The 14,284-nt window shown below is 66.6% G+C and carries 13 protein-coding genes; 5 read left to right on the top strand and 8 right to left on the bottom strand.

Going from position 1 to position 14,284, the window contains the following annotated elements:
• Window positions 1-2: 2 nt before the first annotated feature.
• Window positions 3-965, top strand: coding sequence for a helix-turn-helix domain-containing protein (locus AB7P10_RS11410; protein WP_428293974.1), 963 nt, complete (start codon window positions 3-5; stop codon window positions 963-965).
• Window positions 966-1,005: 40 nt separating this feature from the next.
• On the opposite strand, the gene AB7P10_RS11405 is transcribed toward AB7P10_RS11410, so the two are convergent.
• From AB7P10_RS11405 to AB7P10_RS11390, 4 genes are all read right to left on the bottom strand, one after another.
• Entirely contained in the window at window positions 1,006-2,001 is a 996-nt protein-coding gene (locus AB7P10_RS11405; RefSeq protein WP_428294095.1) for a TRAP transporter substrate-binding protein, read from the bottom strand.
• Window positions 2,002-2,080: 79 nt separating this feature from the next.
• Window positions 2,081-3,358 (bottom strand): TRAP transporter large permease, encoded by a 1,278-nt coding sequence (locus AB7P10_RS11400; protein WP_428293973.1) that lies wholly within the window; start codon window positions 3,356-3,358, stop codon window positions 2,081-2,083.
• Window positions 3,355-3,852, bottom strand: a complete 498-nt coding sequence (locus AB7P10_RS11395) for a TRAP transporter small permease (protein WP_428293972.1) — start codon at window positions 3,850-3,852, stop codon at window positions 3,355-3,357. The genes AB7P10_RS11400 and AB7P10_RS11395 overlap by 4 nt, the downstream gene beginning before the upstream one ends.
• Window positions 3,849-4,388: a gluconokinase gene (locus AB7P10_RS11390; RefSeq protein ID WP_428293971.1), complete on the bottom strand. Its 540-nt coding sequence runs from the start codon at window positions 4,386-4,388 to the stop codon at window positions 3,849-3,851. Before AB7P10_RS11390 ends, AB7P10_RS11395 begins: the two co-directional genes overlap by 4 nt.
• A 180-nt stretch (window positions 4,389-4,568) precedes the next feature.
• On the opposite strand from AB7P10_RS11390, the gene AB7P10_RS11385 reads away from it, so the two are divergent.
• The 3 genes from AB7P10_RS11385 (at window position 4,569) to AB7P10_RS11375 (ending at window position 8,350) form a co-directional block, all read left to right on the top strand.
• Window positions 4,569-5,594, top strand: coding sequence for a LacI family DNA-binding transcriptional regulator (locus AB7P10_RS11385; RefSeq protein WP_428293970.1), 1,026 nt, complete (start codon window positions 4,569-4,571; stop codon window positions 5,592-5,594).
• Window positions 5,595-5,634: 40 nt separating this feature from the next.
• Window positions 5,635-5,922: a DUF1330 domain-containing protein gene (locus tag AB7P10_RS11380; protein WP_428293969.1), complete on the top strand. Its 288-nt coding sequence runs from the start codon at window positions 5,635-5,637 to the stop codon at window positions 5,920-5,922.
• Between the two features lie 85 nt (window positions 5,923-6,007).
• Window positions 6,008-8,350, top strand: a complete 2,343-nt coding sequence (locus AB7P10_RS11375; RefSeq protein WP_428293968.1) for a penicillin-binding protein 1A — start codon at window positions 6,008-6,010, stop codon at window positions 8,348-8,350.
• Here AB7P10_RS11375 and AB7P10_RS11370 read toward each other — a convergent pair whose 3' ends face one another.
• The 4 genes from AB7P10_RS11370 to AB7P10_RS11355 form a co-directional block, all read right to left on the bottom strand.
• Complete coding sequence (locus AB7P10_RS11370) at window positions 8,351-9,331, bottom strand: NAD(P)H-dependent flavin oxidoreductase (RefSeq protein WP_428293967.1); 981 nt, start codon at window positions 9,329-9,331, stop codon at window positions 8,351-8,353.
• Between the two features lie 24 nt (window positions 9,332-9,355).
• Complete coding sequence (locus AB7P10_RS11365; protein ID WP_428293966.1) at window positions 9,356-11,146, bottom strand: acyl-CoA dehydrogenase; 1,791 nt, start codon at window positions 11,144-11,146, stop codon at window positions 9,356-9,358.
• 77 nt (window positions 11,147-11,223) lie between these two features.
• The gene (locus AB7P10_RS11360) at window positions 11,224-12,156 is read right to left on the bottom strand and encodes an electron transfer flavoprotein subunit alpha/FixB family protein (protein ID WP_428293965.1); all 933 of its coding nucleotides are present in this window, start codon (window positions 12,154-12,156) and stop codon (window positions 11,224-11,226) included.
• Between the two features lie 11 nt (window positions 12,157-12,167).
• Window positions 12,168-12,917, bottom strand: a complete 750-nt coding sequence (locus AB7P10_RS11355; protein ID WP_428293964.1) for an electron transfer flavoprotein subunit beta/FixA family protein — start codon at window positions 12,915-12,917, stop codon at window positions 12,168-12,170.
• Window positions 12,918-13,262: 345 nt separating this feature from the next.
• Between AB7P10_RS11355 and AB7P10_RS11350 the strand changes: the two genes are divergently transcribed.
• A complete protein-coding gene (locus AB7P10_RS11350) occupies window positions 13,263-14,276 on the top strand; it encodes a TRAP transporter substrate-binding protein (RefSeq protein ID WP_428293963.1) in 1,014 nt (337 codons plus the stop codon).
• Window positions 14,277-14,284 lie beyond the last annotated feature (8 nt).

Raw genomic sequence — 14,284 nt, 5'->3', positions numbered from 1 at the left:
CCATGCCCCAGCGAACCGAACCGGCACCGCGCCAGCTCAGACCCGAGCTGGAACTGGAGTACGCCCGCTCGCCCGACCTGGGCTACGAGCCACCGGGCGACGTGGGTTTCGTGCGTTGCCTCTCGCACGGCTTTCCCACGCCGCTGGCGCGCTGGCACTACCACGACGAATACGAGCTGCACCTGATCACCGCCACCTCGGGCAAGGTGTTCGTGGGTGACTGGATCGGACCGTTCCAGCCCGGACAACTGGTGCTGACCGGCCCGCGCCTGCCGCACAACTGGGTGAGCATGGACCTGCCCGAAGGCGGCGTGGCACAGCGCGACCTGGTGATCCAGTTTTCCCACGAGCCGCTGGCGCGCGCAAGCGAAACGATTCCCGAGCTCGCCGACGTGCTGCCGCTGCTGGAACGCGCGCGCCACGGCATCGAGTTCTTTGGCCTGTCCGACGCCGCCGACGCCCACTGGCACCGGGTGAAGTCCACGCACGGCCTGCGTCGCTTCAACGCTTTCTGTGAGTTCATGGCGGACCTGGTCGCCTGCACCGACTACCGCCTGCTCTCCAGCGTGCAGCTGCAAAGCGACGACGACGACGCCTCGCTGGTGCAGATCGACGCCGTGGTCAGTCGCATCACCGACCACCTGGCCGAGCCGCATTCCGCCGCCGCACTGGCTGCCGAACTCGGCATGAGCGAGAGCCGCTTCAGCCGCTTCTTCCGCCGCGCCACGGGCAACACCTTCACCGACTTTGTCAACCGCGTGCGCATCAGCCGCGCCTGCCAGTTGCTGATGGACACCGATCAGCAGATCACCCACATCTGCTACGAAGTCGGCTTCAACAACGTGGCCAACTTCAACCGTCGCTTCCTCGAGATCAAGGGCATGACGCCATCGGGCTTCCGCCGCCAGTCGCTCAACCGCTTTCGCGGCGCGGCGCTGACGGTGGAACGCCCCCCGATGCCGTAGCGAGTGCAGGCACCCTCGGCACGGCATCGATAGCGCTGGCTTACTTCGCGCCGCGGGCCTTCGCCACCGCGGCCTGCGTGTCCTTCCACAGATCCTCGCCCACGTTGGCGGCGATGCTGGCGTTGACCGCACCGAGCTTCTCGCGCATGCGGTTGGCCTCGGCCGGGCTGAGCTGGTTGATCTGCATGCCCTTGCCCTTGAGGTCGGCCAGCGCCTTGTCGGCCTCGGCGCGCGTGTCCTGGCGCTCGAAGTCGCGGCTCTTCTTCGCCGCGTCCATCAGCACCTTCTGCTCGTCCTTGCTGAGCTGGTCCCAGTACTTCTTGCTCACGGTCACGATCCACGGGCTGTAGACGTGGTTGGTGACAGTCAGGTACTTCTGCACCTCGTAGAACTTGCTGGAGAGGATGGTGTTGTACGGGTTCTCCTGGCCATCGACCGTCTTGGTCTCCAGCGCGGTGAACAGCTCGGAGAACGGCAGCGGCACGGCATTGGCGCCCAGGGTCTTGAAGCTGTCGATGAAGACGTTGTTCTGCATCACGCGCAGCTTGATGCCATCGAAATCCTCCAGCTTGTTGACGGCGCGCTTGTTGTTGGTCAGGTTGCGGAAACCGTTCTCCCAGTAGACCAGGCCGACCAGGCCCTTCTCCTGCAGTTTGTCCATCACCTTCTGGCCCACCGGGCCGTCCAGCACGGCGTCGGCTTCCTGTGCGTTGTTGAACAGGAAGGGTGTGTCCCAGATCGCCATTTCCTTGGTGATGCCCACCAGCGTGGCGGTGGAGCCGACCATCATTTCCTGCGCGCCGCCGATGAGGGCCTGCTGCATCTGCACGTCCGAGCCGAGGGCGGCGGCGCCGATGGCGCGGATCTTCATCTTGCCGCCCGAGGCCTTCTCGACCTCGTCGGCGAACACCTTGGTGGCGCGGCCCTGGTTGGACACCTCGTTCAGGCCGTAGCCGAAACGGATCAGGCGCGGCTTGATGTCCTGCGCCTGGGCGATGCCGGCGCCGAGGGTGGCGAGCGTGACCGCGGTGGCCATGGCGAGCTGTTTGAGTTTCATGGTGTATCTCCTGGGTTGGAATGCGGCGCGAGCCGGGGGAACAGAAAGGTGCCGACGCTCAGAACATCAGCTTCAAGGGCCACAACACGATGGCCGGGAACACGATGAGCAGGACCAGCATGGCCACGTAGACCAGCAGGAAAGGCATGACGCCGCGGATGACCGGCTCCATGCGCAGGCCGCCGACACCGGCCACCACGTTGAGCACCGTGCCCACGGGTGGCGTGAGCAGGCCCAGGCAGCCAACGAAGATGAAGACGAAGCCGAAGTACACCGGGTCGATGCCGGCTTTCGCCGCCAGCGGCGCGAGCACCGGCGCCAGGATCAGGATGGTGGGCGTGAGGTCCATCACCATGCCCACGGCGAGCAGGAACAGGCAGACCACGGCCATGAACAGCATGGGCTCGGAGAGCAAGGGCCCGATGCTCTTCGCCAGCTCGTTGGGCAGGTCGGCCAGCGTGATCATGTAGGACGCGGCGGTGGCGGCGCCGCAAAGAAACATCACCACGCCGGTGGTGCGCGAGGCATCGACCAGCACACGGTAGATGCCCGCCAGGTTGAGCTCGCGATAGACCAGCGTGGCCACCACCAGGGCGTACACCGCGGCCACCACGGCGGCCTCTGTCGGCGTGAAGAAACCCATGCGCAGGCCGCCGATGATGATCACCGGCATCATGAGCGCCCAGGCGCTGCTGGCCAGGGCCTGGCGGCGCTCGGGCCAGCCCGTCTTCTCCGCCACGGACAGCTGCTTGTCGCGCGCCACCCGGCGCCACACCAGCACCAGCGCGCTGGCCATCATCAGACCCGGCACGATGCCGGCAAGAAACAGCTTGCTGATCGAGGTGTTGGTGGTCACGCCGTAGATCACCATGGGCATGGATGGCGGGATGATGGGCGCGATGATGCCGCCCGAGGCGATCAGGCCCGCGCTGGAGCCATCGGGGTAGTTCTGTCGCCGCATCATGGGCAGCAGCAGCGTGGCCAGCGCGGCCGTGTCGGCAATCGCCGATCCGCTCATGGACGCGAGCAGCACGGAAGCCGCGATGGCCACATAGCCCAGCCCGCCGGGCACGTGACCGACGAGGGAGCGCGCCAGGTCGATGATGCGCCGGCTCAGGCCACCGGCGTTCATGAGCTCGCCCGCGAGGATGAAGAAAGGCACGGCCAGCAGCGGGAAACTGTCGAAGCCGGCCTGCACGTTCTGCGCCAGCAGCTGGGCGTCGAAGAAGTCCAGGTGCACCATGAGCGCCAGCGCCGTGAGCATGAGCGCGAACGCAATCGGCACGCCCACCGTCATGGTGGCGAACAGGACCAGCAGGAAGATCGCGATGGTCATGGTGTGCGCCCTTCCTGCATGGACGACCCGGACGCATTGCCGCGCAGGTCGTCCCAGGCCTGCAGCACCAGCAGCACCGCCATGCACACGCCCATCACCAGCGTGCCCGCGGCGCCCACGGCCAGCGGCAGGTCCATCACCGGGCTGCGGCTGTCCAGACCCACCAGCACCTGCGACCATGAGCCATCGATCAGGTAATACAGAGCCAGCGCAATCAGGCCCCGCGTGAGCCAGCGAAACACCGCGCCCGACGTGCCCTTGAGCCGCGCGGTCACCAGGTCGAAGCCCAGGTGCCTGTTCTCGCCGAACGCGAGGACAGCCGAGAGGCAGACCAGCCACACGAACAGCAGCCGCGAGAGTTCTTCCGAAACCACCCAGCCGGTGCCCCAGAAATAGCGCAGCACCACGTTGCCGAACACGCAGATCACCATGCCCGTCAGGCACAGCGCCAGCATGGCTTCAACGCCGTGCTTGAGGGCCTGCCCCAGCTTCATGACCGCACCTCCAGCCCGGCGGCATCTGGAGCCTGCTGCGCCCAGCGCACCACGCAAGTGGCCAGCTGGTCCAGCGGCTCGGTGGCATTGAGCGGCAGCACGCCCGGTTCGTCCCGCGGGTCTTCGAGCGCGGCAAACTGGCTGGCCACCAGGCTCACCGGAAACAGGTGGGCCGGGCGGGCTGCCACGCGCTCGCGCGCCTGGTCCTGCGTGAGTTCAAGAAAGACGAAGCGCAGGCCGGGTGCGGCGACGCGCAAACGGTCCCGGTAACGCCGCTTGAGCGCGGAACACGTCAGCACCACACCCTGCGGGTGCGCCTGCAGCTGCGCGGCCAGCGTGTCCAGCCAGGCGGCACGGTCATGGTCGCTCAGCGGGATACCGCTGCGCATCTTGGCCACATTGCCGGCCGAATGAAAGTCGTCCCCTTCGAGCAACGGCAGACCCAGTGCCTGCGCACAGCGCTGTCCGAGGCTGGACTTGCCGCAACCCGCGACGCCCATGACGACGAGGGAGGTGATAAAGGGCCGGTTCTTCATTGGATAGCGCTGTCCCACAAAACTGAAAAAAGAGGCGGACCACCCGGCAGGGTGTTGCCGCCGTCCGGAGAACCTTTCTGCCTGAAGCGCCCTGCACTTCAGGGTAAATTCGGGGACAAAAAACTCTTGGACAGCGCTATCCTATCGCCACCACCACCGCCTCCACCATCGGGAAAACCCTTGGAACCGACCGAACGCAAGCGCCGCCAGAGCGGGCGCACCACCCTGAACGACGTGGCGCAGGCCGCCGGGGTCAGCCCGATCACCGCGTCGCGCGCCCTGCGCGGCGAGCGTGGCGTGGCCGCCGAACTGGTCGAACGCGTCAAGCACGCGGCCGGACAGCTGGGTTATGTGCCCGATCCGGCCGCGCGCGCGCTGGCCTCGCAGCGCAGCACCCAGGTGCCGGTGCTCGTGCCGCTGCTGTCCAACGCGCTGTTCGTCGACGTGCTGGAGGCCGTGCACCGCAGCCTGTTGCCCCATGGCTACCAGCCCATGATCGGTGTGACGCACTATGACCCGCTGGAGGAAGAACAGCTGCTGCGAAGCTACCTCGCGCACCGCCCGGCCGGCCTGCTGCTCACGGGCTTCGACCGCACCGAGGCCGCTCGGCAGATGATCGCGGGCAGTGGTGTGCCTTGCGTCTACCTGATGGAACTCACGCAGGCGCCCAACGTGTACTGCGTGGGCTTCTCCCAGACCGAGGCCGGTCATGCCATCACCGAGCACCTCGTGCAGCGCGGGCGCCAGCGCATTGCGTTTGTGGCCGCCCAGCTCGACCCGCGCACACTGCAGCGCGCCGAGGGTTACCGCCGCTGCCTGCGCGCTCATGGGCTGTACGACGCACGGCTGGAACTGCTGAGCCCGCAGCCCTCGTCGATGCGGCTCGGCGGCGAGCTGCTGGAGGACCTGCTGCGCACCCGCCCCGATGTGGATGCCGTGTTCTTCTGCAACGACGACCTGGCCCAGGGCGGGGTGCTGACCGCCTTGCGGCTGGGCGTGGACGTGCCGGGCCGGATCGCGGTAACCGGCTTCAACGACCTTTCGGGCAGCGACCAGATGGTGCCGCCGCTGACCACGGTGCGAACACCTCGCCGCGCGATGGGCGAGGCGAGCGCGCAGATGCTGCTGGGCCTGATGCGGGGCCAGCTGCCGCCAAGCAACTCGGTGGACCTGGGATTTGAGATGATGGTGCGCGGGAGCAGTTGACTCACCCGACGCAACGCCCCATTCCCCACCGGAGACCCCCATGCCCGCCTACATCTACGCCAATGTCGATGTCACCGACACGGAAACGTACGAAACCTATCGCCAGCAAGTACCGGCCCTGATCGCCGCGCACGGCGGGCGCTACCTGGTGCGCGGTGGCGCTGTCACGGTGCTCGAAGGCGACGGCGTGCCGCACCGGCAGGTGATCCTGGAATTTCCCGACATGGCGCACCTGCAGGCCTTCTACCACTCGCCCGAATACCAGCGCCTGGTGGCGATCCGCCAGCGTGCATCCACCGGCACGCTGTTCGCGATCGAAGGCTTCTGAGCTGGCGCCAGCCGGTCACAGCTGGTTACTTGCGCGACCTCTGACCACACCTGCGCTTCACATGGGCGCGGGATAATTCAGCCCCATGTTTCAGTTCACCCTGCGCAGGGCTGCGGTGGCCACGGCCGTCGTCGCCGCCATCGTGGCAGCGCTCCCTGTCCCGGCCTCGACCTTCGATCTGCCGTCGCTCGACCGCATCGTCCACTACCAGCCCAAGCTGCCGCTGCAGGTGCTCACCGCCGACGGCGTGGAGATCGCTCAGTTCGGCACCGAGCGGCGCGAGTACGTGCCGCTGTCGCGCATCCCGCTGCAGATGCAGCAGGCGGTGCTGGCGGTGGAAGACGCGCGCTTTCGCGAGCACTCGGGCGTCGATCCGAAGGGCATGGTGCGTGCGCTGGTGGCGGCCGTCACCGGCGGGCGCAAGCAGGGTGCGTCGACCATCACGCAGCAGCTGGTGCGCACCATGCTGCTCACGCGCGAGTTCTCCGCCGAGCGCAAGGCCAAGGAAATCTGGCTCGCGCTGAAGCTGGAGGATGAAATCTCCAAGGACCGCATCCTGGAGATCTACCTCAACGAAATCTTCCTCGGCCAGCGCGCCTACGGCTTCGCCGCCGCCTCGCAGATCTACTTCGGCAAGCCACTGGACAAACTCTCGCTGGCCGAGACGGCCATGCTCGCCGGGCTGCCGCAGAACCCGTATTACGCCAACCCCGTGGCCAACTTCGAGCGCGCCACCCAGCGCCAGCGCGTGGTGCTCGAACGCATGCGCGCCACCGAGGTCATCAACGACAAGCAGCTCGCTGCGGCGCGTGCCGAAAAGCTCACCATCCGCACGCCGGGCCTGCGCAGCGTGCACGCCGCCCACGTGGCGGAAATGGCGCGCCTCGCGGTGGTCGAGCGTTTCGGCACCGAGGTGTATTCGAGTGGCTTGCGCGTGACGACCTCGCTGCGCGCGGCCGACCAGCGTGCCGCGCATGCCGCCGTGCAGCGCGGTGTGCTGGCCTTTGACCGCCGGGGCGCGTGGCGCGGCCCGGAAGATGTGGAATCCCTCCCGTCCGGCAACGGTGCCGAAGTGGAACGCGCGGCCGCGGAGGCCCTCAAGGACCACCGCGACGACGAAACCCTGCGCGTGGGCATCGTGCTCGCCGCCAGCCCCAAGGCCTTGCAGGTGCAGTTGGCCAGCGGCGAACGCGTTACGGTGCAGGGTGAGGGCCTGCGCTGGGCGCAGCGCGCGCTCGACCCCAAGGCCAAGCCGCCACTCAAACTGGCGCGCGGCGCCGTTGTGCGCGTGGTCGGCAGTGCCTCCAGGGTCAAGGGCAAGTCGATCACCACCTGGGCCATCTCGCAATGGCCCGAGGCCGAAGCCGCGCTGGTGGCCATGGAACCTCAGACCGGCCGCGTGCGCGCGCTGGTCGGCGGCTTCGACTTCGGCAGGCAGCCGTTCAACCACGTCACGCAGGGCTGGCGCCAGCCGGGTTCGGCGCTCAAGCCATTGCTGTATTCCGCCGCACTGGAAGCGCGCGTGATGCCCGCCACCCTGGTGGACGACCTGCCCTTCACCGCTGCCAACGGCTGGAGCCCCGACAACGCCAGCCGCGAGCACCTGGGCGCCATCTCCGTGCGCGAAGCGCTGGCGCGTTCCAGCAACCTGGCCAGCGTGCGTGTGCTGCAGCACACCGGCACGCAGCCCGCGCGCGAATGGACAGGCCGCTTCGGCCTGGACGTGGCGCGTCAGCCGAGTGATCTCACGCTGGCCCTGGGCACGGGCAGCGCCACACCGCTGCAGATGACGCAGGCCTATGCCACGCTGGCCAACGGCGGCTGGCAAGTGTCTCCTGTGCTGATCGAAAAAATCACCGACGCCCAGGGCAAGGTGCTGTTTGAAGCGCCACCGCCCGCGCCGCTGACCGAGGACACCCGGGCCATTCCGGCGCGCAACGCCTTCGTGATGGCCAGTCTGCTCAACGAGGTCACGCGCTCGGGCACCGCCGCGCGGGCCCAGGCCCTGCTCAAGCGCCCCGACCTGTATGGCAAGACCGGCACCACCAACGACGCCGTGGACGCCTGGTTTGCGGGCTACCAGCCGACGCTGGCCACCACCGTGTGGGTCGGCTACGACAAACCCCGTGGTCTGGGCGGCAGCGAGTCGGGCGGCCGCATCGCGCTGCCGATCTGGATCGACTACATGGGCGCGGCGCTCAAGGGCGTGCCGGTGGCGCAGCCGGGACCTCCTCCCGAGGGACTGGTGCGCGAGGGCGACGACTGGCTGTATGCGGAATGGCGCGACGGCGGCTGGGTGTCGCAAATCTCGGACGCCAACGGCGTGCAGTACAAGACCAGCTTCGGCGCCGCCATCGGCTCGGCGCTGGATGCCTTCAAGGCCTGGTTGGGCGGCGGGGAGCCCGCGCGCCCGACGACGTCGCCCTGATCAGGCGGCGCAGAGGCGCGCCCTGGCCTCGGCGTATTCGCGCTTGAAGCGCGCCACCAGGTCGGCCGCCGGCACCACTTCGTGGATCGCACCGATGCCCTGGCCACAGCCCCAGATGTCGCGCCAGGCCTTGGCCGCGTTGGCACCTTCACCGGTGGCAAAGTTCATCTTGCTCGGGTCGCTCTGGGGCAGGTTGTCCGGGTCCATGCCGGCGTTCTTGATGCTGCCCTTGAGGTAGTTGCCGTGGATGCCGGTGTAGAAGTTGCTGTAGACGATGTCGTCGGAGTCCGACGCCGTGATCATCGCCTTGTAGCCATCCACCGCGCGCGCCTCTTCGGTGGCGATGAAGGCCGAGCCGATGTAGGCCAGGTCGGCGCCCATGGCCTGCGCCGCCAAGATCGCGCCGCCGGAAGCGATGGCGCCCGAGAGCGCGATCGGGCCACCGAACCACTGGCGGATTTCCTGCACCATGGCAAACGGGCTCTTCACGCTGGCATGTCCGCCGGCACCGGCCGCCACCGGAATCAGGCCGTCGGCGCCCTTCTCGATCGCCTTGTGCGCGAACACGTTGTTGATCACGTCGTGCAGCACGATGCCGCCCCAACCGTGCACGCCCTGGTTCACATCCTCGCGCGCGCCCAGGCTGGTGATGATGATCGGCACCTTGTATTTGGCGCACAGCGCCATGTCCTGTTCCAGCCGGTCGTTGCTCTTGTGCACGATCTGGTTGATGGCGAAGGGCGCGGCCTTGTTGTCCGGGTTCGCCTGGTCGTGCGCCGCCAGCGCCTCGGTGATCTCGGCCAGCCACTCGTCGAGCTGAGAGGCCGGGCGCGCATTGAGCGCCGGCATGGCACCCACCACGCCGGCCTTGCACTGCGCAATGACGAGCTTGGGGTTGCTGATGATGAACAGCGGCGAGCCAATCACCGGGAACTTGAGGTTCTTGAGAACGGGCGGCAGGCTGCGGGCGGGTGCGGTCATGGTGTCTCCGGGTAAGGGATCAGATCAGAACGATTCGATGGCCAGCGCGGTCACGGCCTCGGCGCCATCGACGATGGCATCGCGCACGCCCGGCGCACGGCTGAGGATGTGGTCGGCATAGAAGCGCGCGGTGGTGATCTTCGCGTCCATGAAGGCCTTGTCCTGTCCCTTGGCAGACAGGTCCTCGGCCACCATCAGCGCGCGCGCCATCTGCCAGCCCGCAACAAGGTTGCCCGCGAGCATGAGGTAGGGCACGCTGCCCGCGAATGCGGCATTGGGGTTGGATTTGCCGTTCGCCGCGATGAACTCGACCACGTCCACGAAGGCCTCGCGCGCGGCCTTCAGGCGCTGGAGCACGGCCTTGGCGTTCGCGCTGCCGCGCTTCGCGAGCTCGGCCTCCGTTTTCTCGATCTGCGCGGCGATGGCCTTGGCGCCGGTGCCGCCGTCGCGCGCGGTCTTGCGACCCACGAGATCGTTGGCCTGGATGGCCGTCGTGCCCTCGTAGATGGTCAGGATCTTGGCATCGCGGTAGTGCTGCGCCGCGCCGGTCTCCTCGATGAAGCCCATGCCCCCGTGCACCTGCACACCCAGGCTGGTGACTTCGAGACTCATCTCGGTGCTGTAGCCCTTGACCAGTGGCACCAGGAACTCGTAGAAGGCCGCGTTCTGCTTGCGCACCTCGGTGTCGGGGTGGTGGTGCGCGGCGTCGTACGCAGCGGCAGCCACACTGGCCATGGCCCGACAGCCTTCGGTGGAGGCGCGCATGGTCATCAGCATGCGTTTCACGTCGGGGTGGTGGATGATGGGCGCGGCCGCGCTCATCGAGCCGTCGACAGGTCGGCTCTGCACGCGGTCCTTGGCGTAGCCCACCGCCTTCTGGTAGGCGCGCTCGGCGATCGCAATGCCCTGCACGCCCACCGCGTAGCGCGCGGCATTCATCATGATGAACATGTACTCGAGGCCACGGTTCTCCTGACCCACGAGGTAGCCCACGGCGCCGCCATGGTCACCGTACTGCAGCACCGCGGTGGGGCTGGCCTTGATGCCCATCTTGTGCTCGATGCTCACGCAGTGCACGTCGTTGCGCGCACCGGGTGAGCCGTCCTGGTTCACCATGAACTTCGGCACGACGAACAGGCTGATCCCCTTCACGCCCTCGGGGGCGCCGGTCACGCGCGCGAGCACCAGGTGCACGATGTTTTCGGCCATGTCGTGCTCACCATAGGTGATGAATATCTTGGTGCCAAAAATCTTGTAAGTGCCGTCGGGCTGCGGCTCGGCGCGGCTGCGCACGGCTGCGAGGTCAGAGCCCGCCTGTGGTTCGGTCAGGTTCATGGTGCCGGTCCACTGGCCGCTCACCAGTTTTTCCAGGTAAACGGCCTTGAGTTCATCGCTGCCCGCGGTGATCAGCGCCTCGATGGCACCGTCGGTGAGCAGCGGGCACAGCGCGAAACTCATGTTGGCGCTGTTGAGGATTTCGCCGCAGGCCGCGCCAATGGTCTTGGGCAGGCCCTGGCCGCCAAAATCCACCGGATGCTGCAGGCCCTGCCATCCGCCTTCGACGTACTGCCTGAAGGCGTCCTTGAAGCCGGGCGTGGTGGTGACGACGCCGTCCTTGAACGACGAGGGGTTCTTGTCGCCCTCGAAGTTGAGCGGTGCGATCACGCCCTCGTTCAGCTTGGCACACTCCTCCAGCACGGCTTGCGCCGTCTCCAGACCGGCGTCCTCGAAGCCGGGCATCTTCGCCACTTCGTCGATGCGTGCCAGGTGTTCGATGTCGAACAACATGTCCTTGAGAGGGGCGGTGTAGCTCATGTCTTGTCTCCAGGGGAATCAACGGTGCAGATGCAACAAGGGCATCGCGAACGATGCCCTTGCGTGTTTCAGAGGGCTCAGAGCGCCTTGATCAGTTCCGGCACGGCCTCGAACAGGTCGGCCTCCAGGCCGTAGTCGGCCACGGAGAAGATCGGGGCTTCGGGGTCCTTGTTGATCGCCACGATCACCTTGGAGTCCTTCATGCCGGCCAGATGCTGGATGGCGCCCGAGATGCCGGCTGCGATGTAGAGCTGCGGTGCGACGATCTTGCCCGTCTGGCCCACCTGCCAGTCGTTGGGCGCGTAGCCCGCGTCCACCGCGGCGCGGCTGGCGCCCAGTGCGGCACCGAGCTTGTCGGCCAGCGGCGTCATCACGTCGTTGAACTTCTCCGCGCTGCCCAGCGCCCGGCCACCCGAGACGATGATCTTGGCGGCGGTGAGTTCGGGGCGATCGCTCTTGGCGATTTCCGAGCCCTTGAACTCGCTCTTGCCTTCGCCCTGGGCGGCCGTGGCCGTCTCCACTGCGGCGCTGCCGCCCGTGGCCGCGGCCGGGTCAAAGCCCGTGGTGCGCACGGTGATCACGTGTCTTGCGTCGGTGCTCTGCACGGTGGCGATGGCGTTGCCGGCGTAGATCGGGCGCTCGAAGGTGTCGGCGCTGATCACCTTGGTGATGTCGCTGACCTGGCCCACGTCCAGCGTGGCGGCCACGCGCGGCGCGATGTTCTTGCCGCTGGCGGTGGCGGGGAAGAGGATGTGGCTGTAGTCGGCCGCGATGGCCAGCACCTGCGCGGCCACGTTCTCGGCCAGGCCGTGCTCGAAGCCGGGGGCATCGGCGTGGATCACCTTGGCCACGCCGGCGATCTGCGCGGCGGCCTTGGCGGCTTCACCGGCGTTGTGCCCGGCGATGAGCACGTGCACGTCACCGCCGCACTGGGCGGCAGCGGTCACGGTGTTGAGGGTGGCGCCCTTGACGGAGGCGTTGTCGTGTTCGGCAATAACGAGTGCGGTCATGTGTGGGTTCCTCAGATCACTTTGGCTTCATTCTTGAGCTTCTCGACCAGCGTGGCCACGTCGGGCACCTTGACGCCGGCACCGCGCTTGGGCGGCTCGCTGACCTTGAGGGTCTTGATGCGTGGGCTCACGTCCACGCCGAGGTCCTCAGGCTTGAGGGTGTCGAGCTGCTTCTTCTTGGCCTTCATGATGTTGGGCAGCGTGACATATCGCGGCTCATTGAGGCGCAGGTCGGTGGTGATCACCGCCGGCAGCGTGATGGCCAGGGTTTCCAGACCGCCATCGACTTCGCGCGTGACGCTGGCCTTGCCGTCGGCCACTTCGACCTTGCTGGCGAACGTGGCTTGCGGCAGGCCGGCGAGCGCGGCCAGCATCTGGCCGGTCTGGTTGCAGTCGTCGTCGATGGCTTGCTTGCCCAGGATCACCAGGCCCGGTTGCTCCTTGTCCACCAGCGCCTTGAGCAGCTTGGCCACGGCCAGGGGCTGCAGTTCTTCGCTGGTCTCGACCAGGATGGCGCGGTCCGCGCCGATGGCCATGGCCGTGCGCAGCGTCTCCTGGCACTGCGTGACACCGCAGGAGACGGCAATCACCTCGGTAACCACGCCTTTTTCCTTCAGACGAACCGCTTCTTCCACCGCGATCTCGTCAAACGGGTTCATGCTCATCTTCACGTTGGCGATGTCCACGCCACTGCCGTCGCTCTTGACGCGCACCTTGACGTTGTAATCCACCACGCGTTTGACGGGGACGATGACCTTCATGCTGGTTTGCTCCTGGATGATTGGAAAAATGGGCGCCACGAATTGACGTGCACGTCAACTCGGGAATTGTATGCCTCCGTGTGCGGACGCTTGCGCGGGCAAATGACAGGCACAGGGGAGTAAAACGAACGGTCGTGCTATTTTTTGATTATAGGGGATTCCCCCATCACGACCAAGGCACGTCAATCGCCCATCCTCGACTGTCGCCTGAACGACCATTAACCAACCAATCGGTCGGGCAATTCGGGTAAGTCTGGGGACGGCGTTCCCGGGTAATTGCTTATATTGAGTAAGCCTGCTTTTACTTAATATGTTAATTATTAATCCCCTACCCGGAGTTGCCGCATGAAATCCCGCCACCTGTTTGCCGCTGCCCTGTCCACCACCGTGCTCGCAGCCGGCGCGGCCTCGGCCCAGACCGTGTTCACCGTCTCCAGCTGGCTGCCGCCCACGCACACGCTGAGCACCGTGCAGAAGAACTGGTGCGACCTGCTGGAGAAGGACAGCGCGGGGCGTATGAAGTGCAACATCCTGCCCAAGGGCGTGACGGCCGCACCCGGCACCTTCGACGCCGTGCGCGACGGCCTGGCCGACATTTCCTACACGGTGGATGGCTACACGCCGGGCCGCTTCATCAACACCCAGGTGGCGGAGTTCCCGTTCCTGGGCGACAACGCCACCGCCACCTCGGTGGCCTACCAGCGCATCTACAGCAAGTACTTCGCGCCGCTGGGTGAACACCGTGGCGTGAAGGCGCTGGCCGTGTTCACGCACGGCCCGGGCATCATCTTCAACAGCAAGCAGCCCGTGACGTCGGCGGCGGACGCGGCGTCGCTCAAGTTCCGTATCGGTGGCGGCAACATCAATGAACTCTCCAAGGCCATGGGCTGGAACACCACGCTCAAGCCGGCGCCCGAGTCATTCGAACTGCTTTCCACCGGCGTGATGGATGGCACCTTCTTCCCCGACGAATCGGTGGCCTCGTTCAAGCTCAGCATGATCAAGCACGCCACCACCTTCCCCGGTGGCCTCTACAACACCAGCTTCGTCTTCATGATGAACCAGGGCAAATACAACGCGCTGTCGGCGCAGGACAAGGCGGTGGTGGACAAGATCTCGGGCGAAACGGCCGCGCGCATGTTCGGCGAAGGCTGGGACAAGGTGGACGCTGCCAGCCGCGAGCTGCAGAAGGCACAGGGCGTCGCGCGCGTCATGGCCGACAAGGCGTTCGTGAAAGCGGTCGCCGACAAGCAGGACTACCTGGAAACCAAGTGGGCCGCCGCCGCCCAGGTCAAGGGCCTGAAAAACCCGAAGGCGGTGCTGGCCGAGTTCCGTGCTGAAATCGCCAAGGTGAAGTAAGGCCACGC

The organism is Hydrogenophaga sp., from assembly GCF_050182545.1.
Lineage (GTDB): Bacteria > Pseudomonadota > Gammaproteobacteria > Burkholderiales > Burkholderiaceae_C > Hydrogenophaga.
Note: the sequence above shows the minus strand (reverse complement) of the source record. Positions and strands in the feature narration are given on the sequence as shown.

Bases quoted from the DNA above. Each gene is read 5' to 3' on its own strand.
- AB7P10_RS11395 (WP_428293972.1), bottom strand. From the start codon at position 3,852: ATGAAGCTGGGGCAGGCCCTCAAGCACGGCGTTGAAGCCATGCTGGCG.
- AB7P10_RS11370 (WP_428293967.1), bottom strand. From the start codon at position 9,331: ATGACCGCACCCGCCCGCAGCCTGCCGCCCGTTCTCAAGAACCTCAAG.
- AB7P10_RS11405 (WP_428294095.1), bottom strand. From the start codon at position 2,001: ATGGCCACCGCGGTCACGCTCGCCACCCTCGGCGCCGGCATCGCCCAG.
- AB7P10_RS11390 (WP_428293971.1), bottom strand. From the start codon at position 4,388: ATGAAGAACCGGCCCTTTATCACCTCCCTCGTCGTCATGGGCGTCGCG.
- AB7P10_RS11375 (WP_428293968.1), top strand. From the start codon at position 6,008: ATGTTTCAGTTCACCCTGCGCAGGGCTGCGGTGGCCACGGCCGTCGTC.
- AB7P10_RS11360 (WP_428293965.1), bottom strand. From the start codon at position 12,156: ATGACCGCACTCGTTATTGCCGAACACGACAACGCCTCCGTCAAGGGC.
- AB7P10_RS11380 (WP_428293969.1), top strand. From the start codon at position 5,635: ATGCCCGCCTACATCTACGCCAATGTCGATGTCACCGACACGGAAACG.
- AB7P10_RS11350 (WP_428293963.1), top strand. From the start codon at position 13,263: ATGAAATCCCGCCACCTGTTTGCCGCTGCCCTGTCCACCACCGTGCTC.
- AB7P10_RS11400 (WP_428293973.1), bottom strand. From the start codon at position 3,358: ATGACCATCGCGATCTTCCTGCTGGTCCTGTTCGCCACCATGACGGTG.
- AB7P10_RS11410 (WP_428293974.1), top strand. From the start codon at position 3: ATGCCCCAGCGAACCGAACCGGCACCGCGCCAGCTCAGACCCGAGCTG.
- AB7P10_RS11355 (WP_428293964.1), bottom strand. From the start codon at position 12,917: ATGAAGGTCATCGTCCCCGTCAAACGCGTGGTGGATTACAACGTCAAG.
- AB7P10_RS11365 (WP_428293966.1), bottom strand. From the start codon at position 11,146: ATGAGCTACACCGCCCCTCTCAAGGACATGTTGTTCGACATCGAACAC.